The organism is Streptomyces sp. NPDC001852, from assembly GCF_042891825.1.
Lineage (GTDB): Bacteria > Actinomycetota > Actinomycetes > Streptomycetales > Streptomycetaceae > Streptomyces.
Map to the genome: position 1 here is coordinate 125,067 of NZ_JBIATN010000003.1, position 18,025 is coordinate 143,091.

General features: G+C 71.3%; 15 protein-coding genes. 4 read left to right on the forward strand and 11 right to left on the reverse strand.

The window, feature by feature from the left end:
* The first annotated feature begins 16 nt into the window (after window positions 1-16).
* Window positions 17-361, forward strand: a complete 345-nt coding sequence (locus ACFYZB_RS05895; protein WP_388754812.1) for a hypothetical protein — start codon at window positions 17-19, stop codon at window positions 359-361.
* Window positions 362-522: 161 nt separating this feature from the next.
* Here ACFYZB_RS05895 and ACFYZB_RS05900 read toward each other — a convergent pair whose 3' ends face one another.
* The 4 genes from ACFYZB_RS05900 to ACFYZB_RS05915 form a co-directional block, all read right to left on the reverse strand.
* Window positions 523-1,206 carry a LuxR C-terminal-related transcriptional regulator gene (locus ACFYZB_RS05900; RefSeq protein WP_388754814.1) on the reverse strand — a complete coding sequence of 228 codons (684 nt, stop codon included), beginning with the start codon at window positions 1,204-1,206 and terminating at the stop codon, window positions 523-525.
* A gap of 241 nt (window positions 1,207-1,447) precedes the next feature.
* Window positions 1,448-3,181, reverse strand: a complete 1,734-nt coding sequence (locus tag ACFYZB_RS05905) for a PQQ-binding-like beta-propeller repeat protein (RefSeq protein WP_388754816.1) — start codon at window positions 3,179-3,181, stop codon at window positions 1,448-1,450.
* Between the two features lie 82 nt (window positions 3,182-3,263).
* Window positions 3,264-5,009 carry a PQQ-binding-like beta-propeller repeat protein gene (locus ACFYZB_RS05910; RefSeq protein ID WP_388754818.1) on the reverse strand — a complete coding sequence of 582 codons (1,746 nt, stop codon included), beginning with the start codon at window positions 5,007-5,009 and terminating at the stop codon, window positions 3,264-3,266.
* A gap of 244 nt (window positions 5,010-5,253) precedes the next feature.
* Window positions 5,254-7,062, reverse strand: a complete 1,809-nt coding sequence (locus ACFYZB_RS05915) for an ABC-F family ATP-binding cassette domain-containing protein (RefSeq protein WP_388754820.1) — start codon at window positions 7,060-7,062, stop codon at window positions 5,254-5,256.
* 157 nt (window positions 7,063-7,219) lie between these two features.
* On the opposite strand from ACFYZB_RS05915, the gene ACFYZB_RS05920 reads away from it, so the two are divergent.
* Window positions 7,220-7,810 carry a Uma2 family endonuclease gene (locus tag ACFYZB_RS05920; protein ID WP_388754823.1) on the forward strand — a complete coding sequence of 197 codons (591 nt, stop codon included), beginning with the start codon at window positions 7,220-7,222 and terminating at the stop codon, window positions 7,808-7,810.
* 4 nt (window positions 7,811-7,814) lie between these two features.
* Here the strand turns inward: ACFYZB_RS05920 and ACFYZB_RS05925 are convergent, their stop codons facing one another.
* The 6 genes from ACFYZB_RS05925 to rsmI all read right to left on the reverse strand — a co-directional run bounded on the left by ACFYZB_RS05925 (window position 7,815) and on the right by rsmI (window position 13,937).
* The gene (locus ACFYZB_RS05925) at window positions 7,815-8,708 is read right to left on the reverse strand and encodes a 4-(cytidine 5'-diphospho)-2-C-methyl-D-erythritol kinase (RefSeq protein ID WP_388754826.1); all 894 of its coding nucleotides are present in this window, start codon (window positions 8,706-8,708) and stop codon (window positions 7,815-7,817) included.
* Window positions 8,705-9,589 carry a 16S rRNA (adenine(1518)-N(6)/adenine(1519)-N(6))-dimethyltransferase RsmA gene (gene rsmA, locus ACFYZB_RS05930; RefSeq protein WP_388754829.1) on the reverse strand — a complete coding sequence of 295 codons (885 nt, stop codon included), beginning with the start codon at window positions 9,587-9,589 and terminating at the stop codon, window positions 8,705-8,707. Before rsmA ends, ACFYZB_RS05925 begins: the two co-directional genes overlap by 4 nt.
* Before the next feature lie 109 nt (window positions 9,590-9,698).
* Window positions 9,699-11,216 carry a ubiquitin-like domain-containing protein gene (locus ACFYZB_RS05935; protein WP_388754832.1) on the reverse strand — a complete coding sequence of 506 codons (1,518 nt, stop codon included), beginning with the start codon at window positions 11,214-11,216 and terminating at the stop codon, window positions 9,699-9,701.
* A gap of 155 nt (window positions 11,217-11,371) precedes the next feature.
* The gene (locus tag ACFYZB_RS05940; RefSeq protein WP_351206040.1) at window positions 11,372-12,268 is read right to left on the reverse strand and encodes a TatD family hydrolase; all 897 of its coding nucleotides are present in this window, start codon (window positions 12,266-12,268) and stop codon (window positions 11,372-11,374) included.
* A gap of 47 nt (window positions 12,269-12,315) precedes the next feature.
* Entirely contained in the window at window positions 12,316-12,717 is a 402-nt protein-coding gene (locus ACFYZB_RS05945; protein WP_351206042.1) for a hypothetical protein, read from the reverse strand.
* Between the two features lie 371 nt (window positions 12,718-13,088).
* Window positions 13,089-13,937, reverse strand: coding sequence for a 16S rRNA (cytidine(1402)-2'-O)-methyltransferase (rsmI, locus tag ACFYZB_RS05950; protein ID WP_388754835.1), 849 nt, complete (start codon window positions 13,935-13,937; stop codon window positions 13,089-13,091).
* 110 nt (window positions 13,938-14,047) lie between these two features.
* Here rsmI and ACFYZB_RS05955 point away from each other — a divergent pair, with 110 nt between their 5' ends.
* Entirely contained in the window at window positions 14,048-15,796 is a 1,749-nt protein-coding gene (locus tag ACFYZB_RS05955) for a dolichyl-phosphate-mannose--protein mannosyltransferase (RefSeq protein ID WP_388754838.1), read from the forward strand.
* Between the two features lie 192 nt (window positions 15,797-15,988).
* Entirely contained in the window at window positions 15,989-17,659 is a 1,671-nt protein-coding gene (locus tag ACFYZB_RS05960; protein WP_388754840.1) for a penicillin-binding transpeptidase domain-containing protein, read from the forward strand.
* On the opposite strand, the gene ACFYZB_RS05965 is transcribed toward ACFYZB_RS05960, so the two are convergent.
* Window positions 17,660-17,998, reverse strand: coding sequence for an SsgA family sporulation/cell division regulator (locus ACFYZB_RS05965; RefSeq protein ID WP_388754842.1), 339 nt, complete (start codon window positions 17,996-17,998; stop codon window positions 17,660-17,662). It lies immediately after the preceding gene.
* Window positions 17,999-18,025: the final 27 nt, after the last annotated feature.

The following is an 18,025-nucleotide window of genomic DNA, read 5'->3' on the forward strand; positions in this document are numbered from 1 at the left end:
GAGGATCGAGGAAACCATGTCTGAACACCCCGAGCGCCCTGACCGCCACCACCACTACACCGAGGACGAGGTGGCGCGTGAAGTCACCGATCTGGAGGGCAAGTCCGCGACCGCGGCCCGCATCTTCGACCTGCGCCGCATCATCGGCGGCCTGTTCGTGCTGTACGGCGTCATCGTCACGATCACCGGCATCACCGACTCCCAGGCCGCCATCGACAAGGCCCAGGGCGTCAACATCAACCTGTGGACCGGGATCGGCATGCTCCTGCTGGGCATCTTCTTCCTGGCCTGGCTGAAGCTCCGGCCGACTCCGCCGCCGCTTCCTCCGGAGGGGTTGCCGGAGGAACGTGAGGGCGAGTAGGCGCCGTTCCCGTGTGCGGGTGCGTGGGGGCGCTGGTCGCGCAGTTCCCCGCGGAGTGACGTCGGCCGGGAGCGGCAGCGCCGTAGGGGCGCGGGCCGTCTCCCGGCCGCGGGTTCGTCGTGGCTGGTCGCGCAGTTCCCCGCGCTCCCTACGGGGCGCCCCTACTCGCTGCCGGTGCCCAAAGGACCCGCCCGGTCCAGCAACCCCGTCCGCGCGGCCAACGCCGCCGCCTCCAGCCGCGACCCGACCCCCAGCTTCATCAGCACGCGCTGGACGTGAGTACGGGCCGTGCTCGGTGCGATGCCCATCCCGGCCGCGATCAGCCGGGTGTCCTCCCCGTCGGCCACCCGCACCAGCACCTCCACCTCCCTCGGCGTCAGCATCGACAGCAACCGCTGGGCCTCGTCATCGGGCTGCGCGGCAGGATTGAGCAGTTCCCCGAACGCGCCCTGCAGCAACTGCGGAGCAACAGCCGCCTCCCCCGCCCGCGCCTTCATGATCGCCCGCTCGACGCCCTCGATCCGCTCGTCGTGACGGACGTACCCCGACGCCCCGGCCGCGAACGCCGCCGCGATCCCCCGCGGCGACGGCACCGGGCCGAGGACCAGCACGGCGACCTGCGGCCGCTCCCGCTTGATCTTCACCACCGGATCGAACACGCCCGGTTCGGCCGGCGCCGCCGTACCCAGCAGGCACACCTCCGGTGCCCGCGCGATCACCAGGTCCGCCGCGCCCGCTGCCGGCGCCGCCGCGGCGAGCACCCGGTGCCCGCGCAGCTTGAGCGCCGACGCGAGCGCCTCCGCGAGCAGGCGATGGTCGTCGACGACCATGAGCCGCACTCCCATAGAGCAACCCCCCAGTCCCCCCCCCATGGATGCCCCACTATGGACGCCCACCGGTCCGCACGGACAGAGGGCCCCCCGGCACCTCGTCCTTCATGCCCCCGGAAGCTACACGCTTGTTCGACGTCGCGCTGCCCCTACTGATGAGAAGTGCCCCGGATCGATGAAATCCGGGGCACTTCTCGGCAAGTCACTCATTCGGGCGAGAGCCGCCGGCGCTCTCGCCCGGCGGTCGGCCGTTCGGTCAGCCGCTCGTGCCGAACACCACCACCAGGTCCTTGCTGAACGACGCCGAGCCCTTCTTGTCGGCGAAGACGTCCGACATGTAGAGGCGTCCGTCTCCGAAGAGGATCTCCGCGGAATCGGGCAGCATGCTGTCCTCCGCGTCGTGCGCGTTCTTCGTGGCCGGGTTCTCCAGCAGCTTGGTCTGCTGGAACGACCCGCCGTCGATGCTGACGACCTGACCGCCCTTGTCGTACGGCGGCCGCTTGTAGGCGAGCAGGTTCGAGCCGTCCATGCGCAGCGGGGAGAGCGTGTAGCCGTCCCCGGCCTCGGCGCGCTGACCGGTCGGCTTGCCGGTGCTCAGGTCGAAGGAGACGATCTCGTTGGTCCTGCTGTACTGGCCGGTGCCGTCGTGCTCGTCGGTCGGCAGGTACAGCTTGCCGTCCCCGACGACGACCTCCTTGCAGTCCTCGGTGCGGCTGCTGTCGCACCTGCCGCCGTAGGTGTTGCTCGGCGCGGAGATGTGCGCGAGGAGCTTGCCGGTCTTGTTGTCGATCGAGAAGTAGTCCTGGGCCTGGCTGTCCTGGCCGGCTTCGGCGGCCACCACCAGCGGGTCGGTGGAGACGACCGAGGCGTACTCGATGCCCGAGTCCATCCGGTACTCGGAGATCACCTTGCCGGTCTTCGGGTCGAGGGTCTGGATGAGCACCCGCTTGTTGTCCGAGTCTCCGCAGTTGCGCACCGCGACGAGCTTGGTGCCACCGCCGTAGCCCGCGTCGTAGCAGTCGTCGCCCGGCTTCGGCAGCCACAGCGCCTTGCCGGAGTCGAGGTCGAAGGCGGCACCGCCTTCGGTGTCGCCGACCGCGACGGTGCGCTGGGCGACCGTCACGTTCTGGTAGTCGACCGGGTAGTCCCCGGACTTGACCGTCTTGGTCCAGAGCATCTTCCCCGAGTCGAGGTCGATCGCCGCGATCTGGGAGCAGCCCGCGATGGTCTTGTTCGTGTCCCACTTCGGCTGGTAGGTGATCGCGGTCTTGTCGTCCGCGGTGGCGTGCCTGCTGGCCGCACAGACCGGGCCGGGCAGCTTGAGCGTCCACAGCTTGGTGCCCTTGACCCGGTCGTAGCCGACGACCTCGGCGACGCCGGTCTTGACGTACGCCTTGTCGGTCAGCCAGGAACCGACGGTCCTGACGATGTCGTTCGCGGTGGGCATGGGCACCTGGTACAGCAGCTTGGCCGAGGGGTCGGCCGGCACCTTCTCCGTGCCGCCGCCCGCGCTCCCGCCGCTGCCGTTCTTGCCGCCGGTGCCGCCGCTGGAGGACGCGGTGTCGTGCTTCTTGCCGTTGTCCCCGGAGGAGTTGCCGTACCAGATGCCGCCGGCGACGATCAGCGCGATGGCTACGACCGCGGCGACGACGATGAACAGCACGGTGTTGTTCCGTCCGCCGCCGGGCTGCCCCGGCTGCGGCTGCATCGGAACCGTCGGCGGCTGGCCCGGATAGCCGTAGCCCGGCTGCGCGGGCTGCGCGTAGGGGTTCTGCTGCGCGCCGGGGTAGCCGTAACCGGGCTGGGGCGGCTGCGGGGGCTGTGGGGCCGAGGCGGCCTGCGGGTAGCCGTAGCCGGGCTGCGGGGGCTGGGGCGCCTGCGGATATCCGTAACCGGGCTGCGGCTGCGGGGGCTGCTGCTGCGGGCTCGGGGGGCCGAAACCGCCCTGCTGCGGGGGCTGGTTCGGCGGCGGAGGGGGCGGCTGGGTCATGAGACGGGTACCTCGGTGTGGCCGTGAAGGCCGGACGGAGAAGGGGATTCGGTGGGACGGGGAACGGACCGGTACGAACGGCTCAGTTGCCGAAGGCCATGATCAGTTTCTCCCTGGCCTGGTCGCTGCCGGACAGGCGGCCGGAGGAGATGAAGAACCGCCCGCCGGACCAGTCCACGACGGCGTCGTAGAAGGTGTCCTCGATCTGGGCCGTGCTCTGGGGGTTCTGCAGCAGCTTGGTGGGCTTGTGGGAGGAGCCGGTGGCCGGGATCTCCACCACCTGGCCGCCCGTGTCGTACGACGGCTGCACATAGGCGACGAGCTTGCCGCCCTCCAGCTTCACCGGAGACATGGGCTCGTCGGCCGGGGACTTGGTCCGCCACCTCGCCTTGCCGTCGGCCAGGCTGATCGCGACGATCTCGTTGGCGGTGGCGGTGGTGTCCGTCGGCAGGTACAGCGTGTCGCCGTCCGCGACGACACCCGGGCAGCCCTGCAGGCCGCGTTCGAGGGCCGCCGAGTCGCAGTGGGGGTTGAACTTCACGTTCGTCCTGACCTGGGACCGGAGCTTGCCGTCCTTGGTGAACGTCAGGATGTTCCAGGAGTTCTTGTCCTGGTTGGTCACATAGACCACCAGCGGGTCGACGGAGAACGTCCGGGTGACCTGCCAGCCCTTCTTGACCGCCTGTGTCCAGCGCACCTTGCCGGTGGCCGGATCCAGTTCCTGGATCTCGTCGTGTTCGTTGCTGCCGCCGACACCGCAGGAGGCCACCTGGATCAGCCGGCCGGTGCCGCCCGCGTACGCCGCCGGGAAGCAGGACGCGCCGTACTTCTCCTTGTCGTACAGCTTCTTGCCGCTGTCGATGTCGTACGCCGTGCCCGACTCCTGACGCCCCACCATCAGCGTCCTGCCGCTCACGGTCAGCTCGATGTTGAGCGTGCTGTCGAACAGCGAGTTGTCGGCGACCGTGGTGCTCCAGCCCTTCTCGCCGGTGGCCAGGTCGATCTGCTGCAGCTGGTTGCACTTGGCGCCGTCGCCCGCGCTGTTCGTGTACGCCACGACGACCTTGTCGTCGTCCGACTTCCGCGCGGTGACCGCGCAGATCTTCTGCGGGAAGGAGATCGTGTCCCACGCGGATCCGCCGGAGGCGACGTCGTACGCGAAGACCTGCTTGTACGCCGCCTTCACCACCGTCTTGTCGGTGACCCACATACCGGGCGCGTCGGCGCCGGCGCCCGGGGCGTCCGGTGCCGACTTGTACCAGAGCACCTTCGACTCACCGGCCTTGCGGCCCGCGTTGAGGTTCTCCGGGTCGCCACCGCCGCCGTACGTGCTCGCACCGCTCGGCGAGGGTGTGCCGGTCGCGGAGTGCTTGGCGTCGTCGCTCTGCTGGGCGACCGGCTTCTTCTTGCCTCCACCGCCGCTCGTGACCGCGTAGACGGTGCCGCCGATGACCATCAGCGCAGCGACCGCCGCACCGATGATCAGCGCGGTCCTCGCCCTGGTCCCGCCGCCCGGCGCGGTGCCGGGGGCGCCCTGGTACGGAGGCTGCTGACCGAACCCGGGCTGGGGCGGCGCGCCGTACGGGCCGGGCTGCTGCGGATAGCCGTAGGGGCCCGGGGTGCCGGGCGGGGTGGGGGCGCCGTACGGGCCCGGCTGCTGGGGGTAGCCGTAGGCCGGCTGGGGCGGCTGCGGCGGGGTGGCGGGCGGCGGGGGCGTGGGGGGTATGCCCGGTGGCGTCTCAGGGGGGCCGAATCCGCCACCCTGCGGCGGGGGGCCCTGCGGCGCTCCGAATCCGCCCTGCGGCGGCTGGTTGGGCGGCTGGGTCATCAGCGCTCTTCCCCCTCGTTCACTGATTTTTCGCCACGCCCTGAGGTTCTTGACGGACCCTGGGTCGTTACTCAGACGTTCTCAGACGGCCCTTTCTATCACCCGGTACTGACAGCACACGGGCTCGGATCCGCCGCTGTTCCCAAGGGACGACCGGCCCGTGATGCCGCCGTTACGCGCCTTCACGCCCCCTTCACGCGGCGCGCGCAACAGCCCCGCGCGCCGGGGCGGGAGCGGGCGCCGCTCACGCGTCTTCGGCCAACTCCAGCCAGCGCAGCTCCAGTTCCTCGCGCTCCCCCGCGAGATCGCGCAACTGGGCATCCAGATCGGCCACCTTGGCGAAGTCGGTGGCGTTCTCGGCGATCTGGGCGTGCAGCCTGGACTCCTTCTCCGAGATCTTGTCCAACTGGCGCTCGATCTTCTGGAGTTCCTTCTTGGCGGCGCGCTGGTCGGCGGCGCTCTTCTCCGTGGTGGCCGGCTTGGGCGCCGCGGCGGCCGCCTGCGCGGCGACCGCCTCCTCCATGCGCTGCCGCCGTTCCAGGTACTCGTCGATGCCGCGCGGCAGCATCCGCAGGGTGCCGTCGCCGAGGAGGGCGAAGACCCGGTCGGTGGTCCGCTCGACGAAGAACCGGTCGTGGGAGATCACGATCATCGAGCCGGGCCAGCCGTCGAGGACGTCTTCCAGCTGGGTCAGGGTCTCGATGTCGAGGTCGTTGGTGGGCTCGTCCAGGAAGAGGACGTTGGGCTCGTCCATGAGCAGCCGCAGCAGCTGCAGGCGGCGGCGCTCACCACCGGACAGGTCGCCGACCGGCGTCCACTGCTTCTCCTTGTTGAAGCCGAACGTCTCGCACAGCTGCCCGGCGGTCATCTCGCGCCCCTTGCCGAGGTCGACGCGCTCGCGGACCCGCTGCACGGCCTCCAGCACCCGCCAGGTGGGGTCGAGTTCGGCGACCTCCTGGGAGAGGTAGGCGAGCCTGACCGTCCTGCCGACGGCGACACGGCCGCCGGCGGGCTGCTTCTCGCCCTCGCTGCGGGCCGCGTCCGCCATCGCGCGCAGCAGCGAGGTCTTGCCGGCGCCGTTCACGCCGACGAGGCCGATCCGGTCACCCGGTCCGAGCTGCCAGGTGACGTGCTTGAGCAGCACCTTCGGCCCGGCCTGCACGGTGACGTTCTCCAGGTCGAAGACGGTCTTGCCCAGCCGCGAGGAGGCGAACTTCATCAGCTCGCTGCTGTCCCGCGGCGGCGGTACGTCCGCGATCAGCTCGTTGGCGGCCTCGACCCGGAAACGCGGCTTGGAGGTGCGTGCGGGGGCGCCGCGCCGCAGCCAGGCCAGTTCCTTGCGGATCAGGTTCTGCCGCTTGGCCTCCTCGGTGGCCGCGATGCGCTCGCGCTCGGCCCGCGCGAAGACGTAGTCGGAGTAACCGCCCTCGTACTCGTACACGTCGCCGCGCTGCACGTCCCACATGCGCGTGCACACCTGGTCCAGGAACCAGCGGTCGTGGGTCACGCACACCAGCGCCGAGCGCCGGTTCCGCAGGTGCTGCGCGAGCCAGGCGATGCCCTCGACGTCGAGGTGGTTGGTGGGCTCGTCCAGGACGATCAGGTCCTGTTCCTCGATGAGCAGCTTGGCGAGCGCGATACGGCGCCGCTCGCCACCGGACAGCGGCCCGATGACGGTGTCCAGCCCCTTCGGGAAGCCCGGCAGGTCGAGCCCGCCGAACAGCCCGGTCAGCACGTCCCTGACCTTGGCGTTGCCCGCCCACTCGTGGTCGGCCATGTCGCCGATGACCTCGTGGCGGACGGTGGCGGCGGGGTCGAGGGAGTCGTGCTGGGTGAGCACGCCGAACCGCAGCCCGCCGGAGTGCGTGACGCGCCCGGTGTCGGCCTCCTCCAGCTTGGCGAGCATCCGGACGAGGGTGGTCTTGCCGTCGCCGTTGCGCCCGACGACCCCGATCCGGTCCCCTTCCGACACGCCGAGCGAGACGCCGTCCAGCAGGGCACGGGTGCCGTACACCTTGCTGACGTTCTCGACATTGACCAGGTTGACGGCCATTTCACTCCTGCGTGCGGGGGTCGGTCAGCCTTCTAGCGTAGGCCCTGCGGGGGTGAGGGCGGGGCGCGAGGGGGTTGTCACTCTTTGTGATGACGTGATCGGGATACGGCCGCTACCGTGGAGGGCAGGCCCCAGGATCTTGTCCATGGGAGGAACCATGACAGCCCAGCCTGCCGAGCGGTCCGGATGGCGGATGCCCCCGATGGACGGCTACACCGTCGATGACCTGTTGACAATGCCGGATCTCCCGCCGCACACCGAGCTGATCGACGGGAGCCTGGTCCTCGTGAGCCCGCAGCGCTACTTCCACTTCGCCGCGATCGACCTGCTGGTAAGCGGTCTGCGCCGCACTCTGCCGACCGAATTGAAGGTCGCGCGCGAGATGACCGTCGTACTCGACCGGCGCAACGGCCCCGAACCGGACATCTCCGTGATCAGGGCAGCTGCCAAGAAGGGGCCGGACCAGACGTACTTCGAGGGCAAGGACGTCGTGCTCGCCGTCGAGGTCATCTCACCGGAGTCCGAAGCCCGCGACCGGCTCACCAAGACGCACAAGTACGCTGCGGCGGGCATCCGGTACTACTGGCTGGTCGAGATGACCGGGCCGGACAAACACCCCGCCATCGACGTCTTCGAGCTGTCGGAGGACACCGGCACGTACCGGTCGACCGGCACCTACCGCGATCGCATCAAGGTCGACAAGCCCTACCCCATCGACATCGACCTGACGGCGATCGACGAACTCTGAAGCCCTAGAGGACCGTCGCCCCCGCCACCGGCCCCGCCGCCGTCCGCACCGCCCTGCACATGCCGGACGCCCGCAGGGCCGCCGCCACCTTATCCGCCGACTCCGCGTCCCGCGCGAGGAAGGCCGTCGTGGGACCGGAACCCGACACCAGCGCGGCGAGCGCACCCGCCCCGCGCCCCGCCTCCAGCGTGTGCGCCAGCTCCGGGAACAGGGACAGCGCCGCAGGCTGAAGGTCATTGGAGACGGCCGCGCCCAGCGCCTCGGCGTCCCCCTTCGCCAGCGCCTCCAGCAGTTCCGCCGAGGCCACCGGCTCCGGGATCTCCCGCCCCTCCGCGAGCCGGTCGAACTCGCGGAAGACCGCCGGGGTCGACAGCCCCCGCCCGGCCATCGCGAACACCCAGGGGAAGCTGCCGCCGACCTCCAGCGCGGTCAGTTGCTCGCCCCGCCCGATACCGAGAGCAGCGCCCCCGACCAGGCTGAACGGCACATCGCTGCCCAACTCGGCGCAGATCGCGAGCAGTTCCGCCCGCGAGGCACCCGTGCCCCAGAGCGTGTTGCAGGCGAGCAGCGCGCCCGCGCCGTCCGCGCTGCCGCCGGCCATGCCGCCGGCGACCGGGATGTCCTTGGCGATGTGGATGTGGACGTCGGGTTCGATGCCCCGGCGCCCGGCGAGGGCGATGGCCGCGCGTGCGGCGAGGTTGGTGCGGTCGAGCGGGACCTGGTCGGCGTCCGGGCCCTCGCAGGTGATGCGGAGTTCCTCCGCCGGGGTCACGGTCACCTCGTCGTACAGGCCGACGGCGAGGAAGACGTTGGCGAGGTCGTGGAAGCCGTCCACGCGGGCGGCGCCGACCGCGAGCTGGACGTTGACCTTGGCCGGGACCCGTACGGTCACGCTCACTTGCTCGTCTCCTTCTTGCTCGTCTCCTTGTGCTCGGCGATCCGGGCGAACTCCTCCACCGTCAGCGACTCGCCGCGCGCCTGGGGCGAGACTCCGGCCGCGACCAGGGCGGCCTCGGCCGCGGCGGCGGACCCGGCCCAGCCGGCCAGTGCCGCCCGCAGGGTCTTGCGGCGCTGTGCGAAGGCCGCGTCGACGACGGCGAAGACCTCGGCCTTGGAGGCGGTGGTCTTGATCGGCTCGGCCCGCCGCACCAGCGACACCAGCCCGCTGTCGACGTTCGGCGCGGGCCAGAAGACATTGCGGCCGATGGCGCCGGCCCGCTTCACCTCGGCGTACCAGTTGGCCTTCACCGACGGCACGCCGTACACCTTGTTGCCGGGCGTGGCGGCGAGCCGGTCGGCGACCTCGGACTGCACCATCACGAGGGTGCGCTCGATGCTCGGGAAGGTGTCGAGCATGTGCAGCAGCACGGGGACGGCGACGTTGTAGGGGAGGTTCGCCACCAGCGCCGTCGGCGGGGGGCCGGGCAGTTCGGTGACGTGCATCGCGTCGGTGTGGACGAGCGCGAACCGGTCGGCGCGCGCCGGCATGCGCGCCCCGATGGTCGTGGGCAGGGCCGCGGCGAGCACGTCGTCGATCTCGACGGCGGTGACCCGGTCGGCGACCTCCAGCAGTGCGAGCGTGAGGGAGCCGAGCCCCGGGCCGACCTCGACGACCACGTCCTCGGGGCGGACCTCGGCGGTGCGGACGATACGGCGGACCGTGTTGGCGTCGATCACGAAGTTCTGGCCGCGCTGCTTGGTGGGCCGGACACCGAGCGCTGCCGCGAGTTCACGGATGTCGGCGGGACCGAGGAGGGCGTCGGGGGTGGGGCTGCTCACGGGACAAGGGTACGGGGATGTTCTTGACCGGGCGGCCAGGTGCCCGGTGCGGGTGCGACGCACCCGCACCGGGGGCCGGCCGGCAGCACGGCGGCGCTGTACCGCCCGGCTAACCGTGCAGTCGCGCCCCGCAGTGCGGCCACGGTGTGGACCCGCGGCGCGTGTACAGCTTCTTCGCGCGGGAGGTCTGTTCCTCCACCGGGGCGTCCTGGGGGCGGCCGGAGCCGCCGAGGGCGTGCCAGGTGCCGATGTCGAACTGGTAGAGCCCGCCGAACGTCCCGGAGGGGTCGACCGCGTGCGGGCGGCCGCCGGACTCGCAGGCGGCGAGTCCGTGCCAGTTCAGGTGGTCGGCGCCGGACGTGGAGTGCGGCCGCGGTTTGGTGCCCACCTTCACGATCTGTTTGCGCGGTTTGCGCACCACCTCGGACGCCTCCCGGTGCGGCTTCTCCCGGACCCCGTTGACGATGCGCAGCAGAAAGGTGTCGCGCCGCAGTCCGGGCTGCCCGGGCTGTACGACGACCTCGGCGCCCACGAAGAGGGTGGGGTCCGCGGTGCGCTCGGTCTCGAAGGGGATCTGCTCCTCGCGGACCTCCCGGCTGCCGCTGACCCGGAGCACGGTCACCGTCTGCCCGTCCCGGGGGAAGCTGTCGAGCGGCACGGAGGTGGTGTCCTGGCCGTGCAGGCCGATCCCGGCCTCCTCGACGGCCTCGCGGACGGTGGCCGCGTTGGTGCGGATGGTCCGGGTCCGGCCGTCGGCCATGATCGTGACGGCGCGCTCGGTGCGTACGTCGAGCGCGAGTCCGGCGCGTCCGATGGGCTGGGAGCGCGAGGTGGACAGGTACGCGCCCTCCGCGCGCACCCCCAGTTCGTCCAGCGCGCCTTCCACCGTGTGCGCCGTGGTCCACACCTCGTGCCGCTGGCCGTCCAGGGTGAGCCGGACGGGGCGTCCGTAGCGCACGGCGACCGTGTCTCCGCCGGCGAGCGGCGCGCCCGAGGCGGGCGAGACCTTGTCGTGCGCCCCCACGCGCACGCCCTCGTCGGCGAGGAGTTCGTGCACGTCGTCGGCGAAGGTGTGCAGGGTGCGCGGTCTGCCGTCGACGGTCAGCTCGACCGCCTTGTCCTTGGCGACGAACGCGGTGGTGCCGCCGGCGAGGAAGGCCACGACCAGCGCCTGCGGCAGCAGACGGCGTACGGCGGACTCCGGGCGCTCGGCGCAGCGCACCCTGCGCCGGCGTGCGGCCCGCCCGGTCACACCGGCGGCCGTCCCGCCCACGTCCGCCCCTTCTCCGGCCGAGGCGCCGCCGTCGCCCGTCGCACTCCCGGCGTCCCCCGGGCTCCCGTCGTATCCCGCGCCGCCCGCCTGCGGCACGCCGCCCCCGCCCTGCCGGGGCAGCACCGGCTCGGTGACGAAGTAGGCCTGCGCCTCGTAGGCGGGCCGGTAGGTGTCCGCGTACAGGCCGTACGACAGGGTCTCCGCGGTGTGCACCGTGCTGTCGGGACCGTAGGGGTCGTAGGGCTCGTACGGGCCGTAGCCCTGGTACGGGCCGTACGACTCATACGGCTCATACGGCTCATACGGCTCATACGGCTCGTAGGTCTCGAACGTCTCGTACTGCGACTTGCTCACGCCGACACGCTCCAGAGGTGCCAGAGGGGTCCGGATCGGGCCCCCAGAACCTAGCGGAGCGTCCGTCACTCTCCAAAGCGACGCGACTACGCACTGTTGCCCGTCGAGTGTGCGCCCACTGCTCGAACAGGCGGCTCAGCGGAACGACGGGCGGCTCAGTAGCCGAAGGCGCGGGCGGTGTTGGCGGCGAGGGCCGTGGCGAGCGCGTCCTCGTCGATGCCGCGCACGGCGGCCATCGCACGCACGGTGACGGGGATCAGATACGGCGCGTTGGGGCGCCCGCGGTACGGCGCGGGAGTGAGGAAGGGCGCGTCGGTCTCCACGAGGACCAGCTCCAGCGGGGCGATGGCGAGGGCGTCCCGCAGGTTCTGGGCGTTCTTGAAGGTGACGTTGCCGGCGAAGGACATGAAGTAGCCCTCGCGGGCGCAGATCTCCGCCATCGCCGCGTCCCCGGAGTAGCAGTGGAAGACGGTGCGCTCGGGGGCGCCCTCCTCCTTGAGCACGCGCAGGACGTCGGCGTGCGCCTCGCGGTCGTGGATGACGAGCGCCTTGCCGTGCCGCTTGGCGATCTCGATGTGGGCGCGGAAGGACCGCTCCTGGGCCGCCTTGCCCTCCGGGCCGGTGCGGAAGTGGTCCAGCCCCGTCTCCCCGACGCCCTTCACCTGGGGCAGCCCGGCGAGCCGGTCGATCTCGGCGAGGGCCTCGTCGAGCGCCGTGTCGCCGCCCGGCTCCCGGGCGCCCTGCCGGGACCAGCCGTCGGGGTCGCCGTGCACGATGCGCGGGGCCTCGTTGGGGTGGAGGGCGACGGTGGCGTGGACGCTGTCGTGGGCGGCGGCGGTCTCGGCGGCCCACTGCGAGCCCTTGATGTCGCAGCCGACCTGGACGACGGTCGTCACTCCCACCGACGCGGCCTTCGCGAGGCCCTCCTCGACCGTGCCGGACTGCATGTCGAGGTGGGTGTGCGAGTCGGCGACCGGAACCCGCAGCGGCGGCGGAAGCGGCGGTGCGGCGTTCTTGTCGCCCTTGGAGGTCTGGCCGGCGTTCGAAGGCATGCCCCGATCCTACGAAAGGGGCATGCCGTCACCGGCCGGTGCTCCGCTCAGCCGGCCTTGCGCTGGAACGGGTGGAGGAGGTCGGACAGGTGCCAGTGGTGCGGTTCCGTGGGCTCCGTGGGCACCTGGGGCGCCTCGACCGGGCCCGCCTGCGGCACGGCGTGGTGCCGCTCGGCGACGCCGCGCACCGACGAGACCTGCCCCGCGCGCATGATCCGCACGACGTGACCGTCGCAGTTCTGGCAGCTGGGCCGGCTCAGCGGCGACGGCACGACCCGGCCGTCGGCCACGTACAGCACGAACTCGTGCCCGTCGGCATCCGTGTGGTGCTCTATCTCGTACGACTGCTCCCAGCCGTGCCCGCAGCGCATGCACGCGAACGAATACGACTCGTGAACGACGGCTGTAGGCGTGCCACGGAGGCCGGTCTGCCCTGCGATCTCGCTCATGCCAGCTCCTCTTGTCCGCTGGACAAAGCGCCCCTCGACGGGGCGTCTCTTCAACCAGTGGACGCCTTCACCAGCGCGAACGCACCAGGGCTGTCGAGTGTTGGAGGCGATTTGGGTCTTCCTTGCCGAAAAGGCCCCGGTCGGCGGCGTTTCCCTTTGCCATCGGCGACGACCCTTTGCCGTCCCATGGCCCACCCGCTCACAAGAGAAGAGCCCTGCTCAGAGGGGTTATCAGTGCAGGCCAGGGGCAGCGCGCCACAGGGGCTCGGGGCCGTATCGACATGCGGTTCCGCCGCTCGGCGCGACAAGCGACGACGGACCCGCGGCCCACCGCGAAACCCAAGCCCGGACGGCGCTGCCCGGCCCCCGGTTCACCCTGCGGAGCTCTTCGCTGCAACCACGGCGTCGAAGACAACCCTCTTCTGCACCCCCGCCTCCACGGCCACCGCCGCGATCGCCTCCTTGCGCCGCTCCCCCGCCTCCTCACGCGCGCGTACCCGACGTACCAGCTCCGCGGCGTCCAGTTCCTCGGGAGCGCTCTCCGGCGCCCCCTCGACCACCACGGTGATCTCCCCGCGGACCCCCTCCGCGGCCCACTGCGCCAGCTCGGCCAGCGGGCCGCGCCGTACCTCCTCGTAGGTCTTGGTCAGCTCCCGGCACACGGCGGCCCGCCGGTCCGCGCCGAAGACCTCACTCATGGCGGCGAGGGTGTCGTCGAGCCGGTGCGGGGCCTCGAAGTAGACCAGCGTGCGCCGCTCGGCCGTGACCTCCCGGAGCCGGGACAGGCGCTCGCCGGCCTTGCGCGGCAGGAAGCCCTCGAAGCAGAAGCGGTCGACGGGCAGTCCGGACAGCGCGAGCGCGGTGAGGACGGCGGACGGCCCGGGTACCGCGGTGACCCGGATGTCCTTCTCGACAGCGGCCGCGACCAGCCGGTAGCCCGGGTCGGAGACGGACGGCATCCCGGCGTCGGTCACGAGCAGCACGCGCGCGCCGCCGAGCAGTTCCTCGACAAGCTCCGGAGTGCGGGCGGACTCGTTGCCCTCGAAGTACGACACCACGCGGCCCTTGGGCATGACGCCGAGGGCCTGGGTGAGCCGGCGCAGCCGCCGGGTGTCCTCGGCGGCGACCACGTCGGCACCGGCGAGTTCCTCGGCCAGCCGGGGCGGTGCGTCCGCGATGTCGCCGATGGGGGTACCTGCGAGGACAAGGGTTCCAGTCACGCTCCCATCCTCGCAGGAACCACTGACAGTCCGGCCGGGGAACGACCGCATCCCGACCGGTACCCCACATGCACGGGACTCGCACAGAACGGTTCCCTACCATGGCGCGGGTGACCAGTACCGCGTCCTCCATGGACCTCCGGCAGGGCCGGACGCCGCACGACCAGCGGCCGTCGTGGCAGCAGCGGCTGCGCCGATTCGGGTACGTACCGGCCGAGGACGCGCCCTCGGGCGACGTGCGCGACCGGCTGGTGCCGCCGTACGCCGAGCCGGGCCCCCGGCTGTGGCAGGTGCTCGGCGTGCCGCCGGTCCTGGCCGAGCGGATCACCCGCTGGTCGGGCTGGGGCGGTCCACTGCTGGTGACGCTGATGGCGGGCCTGATGCGGTTCTGGAACCTGGGCAGCCCGCGCGCGGTGATATTCGACGAGACGTACTACGCCAAGGACGCCTGGGCGCTCGTCCACCGCGGGTTCGAGGTCAACTGGGACAAGAACGCCAACGACCTGGTGCTGCAGACGCACGGCCACCTCGCGATCCCGACGGACGCGGCGTACGTCGTGCATCCGCCGGTCGGCAAGTACGTCATCGGGCTCGGCGAGCTGATGTTCGGGTTCGATCCGTTCGGCTGGCGGTTCATGACCGCGCTGCTCGGGACGCTGAGCGTGCTGCTGCTGTGCCGGATCGGGCGCCGGCTGTTCCGTTCGACCTTCCTCGGCTGCCTCGCGGGCGCGCTGATGGCGGTGGACGGCCTGCACTTCGTGATGAGCCGGACCTCGCTGCTCGACGGCGTGCTGATGTTCTTCGTGGTGGCCGCGTTCGGCTGTCTGGTCGTCGACCGGGACCGGTCACGGGAGAGGCTGGCCGCCGCCCTGCCGGTGGACGCCGACGGCCGGGTCCGCCCGGACGGGCAGGTCGCCGACACCTTCCGCTTCGGGCTGCGCCCCTGGCGCTGGGCGGCCGGGCTGATGCTGGGCCTGGCCATCGGCACCAAGTGGAACGGCCTGTACATCCTGGCCGCGTTCTGTGTGCTGGCGGTGCTGTGGGACGTCGGCGCCCGGAAGACGGCCGGCGCCCACCGCCCGTACGCGGCGGCCCTGAAGTACGACACGGGCATCGCCTTCCTGGCGACGGTCCCGGTGGCGATCGCCGTCTACCTGCTCTCCTGGCTCGGCTGGATCCTTTCTCCGACGGACGGCACCGGCGGCTACTTCCGCAACTGGGCGGCCACCGACGGCAGGGGCGGCAGCTGGACCTTCCTGCCGGACTGGCTGCGCAGCCTGTGGCACTACGAGCACGAGGTGTACAAGTTCCACGTCGGCCTGACCTCCCCGCACACCTACCAGTCCAACCCTTGGAGCTGGATCGTGCTGGGCCGTCCGGTGTCGTACTTCTACGAGTCCCCGAGCCCCGGCGCCGACGGCTGCCCGGCGAACGCGGGCGAGAAGTGCGCCCGTGAGGTGCTCGCGATCGGCACGCCGCTGCTGTGGTGGGCGGCCTGCTTCGCGATCCTGTACGTGCTGTGGCGGTGGGCGTTCCGCCGCGACTGGCGCGCCGGTGCCGTCGCGTGCGGGATCGCGGCGGGGTATCTGCCGTGGTTCCTGTACCAGGAGCGGACGATCTTCCTGTTCTACGCCGTCGTCTTCCTGCCGTTCCTGTGCCTGGCGGTGGCGATGATGATCGGCGCGATCATCGGACCGCCGGGCTCCTCCGACACCCGCCGCGTGATCGGCGCGACGGCGGCGGGCGTCCTGGTGCTGCTGATCGCCTGGAACTTCATCTATTTCTGGCCGCTCTACACGGGCACGGCGATCCCGATCGACTCCTGGCGGTCGCGGATGTGGCTGGACACCTGGGTGTGAGGGGCGGCCGGCGCGCGCCGCCCGCCGCCACGCGCGCGTGCCGGGGGCGTGCGTCCCGCGCGGAATGTCGCAAGCGTGCTACGGATTTGCCGCCGGGATCACCCTCCGAGACGGGGACCTTAAGGTGAGTGGCGTCGTTGGGGAGTGTGAGGGCTACGGGGATCCTGGGGATCGCACGGAGGAACTGAGGCTGTGGGCAAGAGAAGGCACGTCGCCGAGCGACGGAGGACGACCGCGCCCGCCGTGGTCGGCGGGATGATCGCGCTGGCCGTCGGCGGCGCCGGGTTCGCCGTCTACGCGCTGACCGGCGGCGGTGCCGCCGCCGACGAGCGCACGCCCGCCGCGGCCGACCACAAGGCCGTCAAAACCGGCCCGCTCAGCGCCGCGGAGATCCGCACGGCCTCCACCCGTTTCCTCACCGCGTGGCAGCAGGGCAGGATCGGTGAGGCGGCCGCCGCCACCGACGACGCCTCCGCCGCCGGCCGGCTGCTGGCGGGCTACACCAAGGACGCCCACCTGAAGGACGTCACGCTCACCGCCGGCACGCCCACGGGCGCCAAGGTGCCGTTCTCCGTCAAGGCGACGGTGTCGTACCAGAAACTCGCCAAGCCGCTGGCGTACGGAAGTTCCCTCACCGTGGTGCGGCGGGCGAGCGACGGCAGGCCGCTGGTCGACTGGCACTCCTCGGTCGTCCACCCGGATCTGCAGGACGGCGACACGCTCGTGACCGGCGAGTCCGGCACCCCGCCGATCAAGGCGCTGGACCGGGACGGCGGCGAGCTGACGACCGCCAGGTACCCGTCGCTGGGCACGGTGCTGGACGGGCTGCGGGAGAAGTACGGCAAGACGGCTGGCGGCAAGGCGGGCGTGGAGCTGCGCGTGGTGCGCGGCAAGGGCGCGCAGAAGGCCGGGCTGTCCGACAAGACGCTGGTGGAGCTGAGCAAGGGCACGCCGGGCACGGTGAAGACGACGCTGAGCCCGGCCTTCCAGGCGGCGGCCGAGCAACAGGTCGGCAAGCGGGCGAAGGCGTCCGTGGTCGTCGTGCGGCCCTCGACCGGCGAGATCCTCGCGGTCGCCAACAGCGAGCACGGCTTCAACGTCGGCTTCCAGGGCTCCCTCGCGCCCGGCTCGACCATGAAGATCGTGACGTCGACCATGCTGTTCGAGAAGAACCTCATCACCCCGGACGCCTCGCACCCCTGCCCCAAGACGTACAAGCTGGCCGGCTGGACGTTCCACAACGACGGCGACTCGGAGATCAAGAAGGGCACGTTCAAGCAGAGCTTCGGAGCCTCCTGCAACAACGCCTTCATCGACTTCGCGCCGAAGCTGTCCGACAGCGATCTGACGGCGGAGGCCCAGCAGGTCTACGGCCTCGCCATGGACAACTGGTCCATCGGCGTGCCGTCCTTCGACGGCGCCGTCCCGGTGCAGAGCGGCGCGCAGATGGGCGCCTCGCTGATCGGGCAGGGCGCGGTGCGCATGAACCCGCTGAACATGGCGTCGGTGGCGGCCACGGTGGAGTCGGGCGCCTTCCACCAGCCGTACCTGGTGTCCCCGGACGTGGACCACCGCACGCTGGCGAAGGCGGCGCGCACGATGTCCGCGAAGACGCAGTCCCAGCTGAAGGACGTCATGCGGTTCACGGCGGACTACGGCACGGCGGCCAAGGCGATGGCGGGCATGAGCGGCGACTACGGCGCCAAGACGGGCTCGGCCGAGGTCGACGGACAGAAGAAGCCGAACGGCTGGTTCACCGCTTTCAAGGGCGATCTCGCGGCCGCGGGTGTGGTCCAGGCGGGCGGCCACGGCGGCGACACGGCGGGGCCGATCGTGGCGACCCTGCTGAAGATGGGCGGCTGATCAGGTCCGTACCGGCTCGGCCGTGTACGTCCGGCGCAGGAATCTCACCAGCGTCTTCGAATCGAATTCGACCACCTCGACACCGTTGTCCGAATGGAACTCGACAACGGCCTGGACGCGCCCGCACGGCCACACCCGTACCGCGCCGCTCTCGGCCGGTGCCCGCAGGCCCCGTTCGAGCAGCGTCCGGGAGAGGGTCCACTCGTGCGGTCCCGGCAGGCCCACCCGTACCGACCGTGGATCGGAGTCGGGGTCGTACGACAACACCACCGGTACGGCCCCCGGATCCTCCTCGTCCGTGACGATGTGGGCGCGCGCGTACTGTTCGACTACAGACATCGGACCGCCCTTTCACGCTGAGTGACC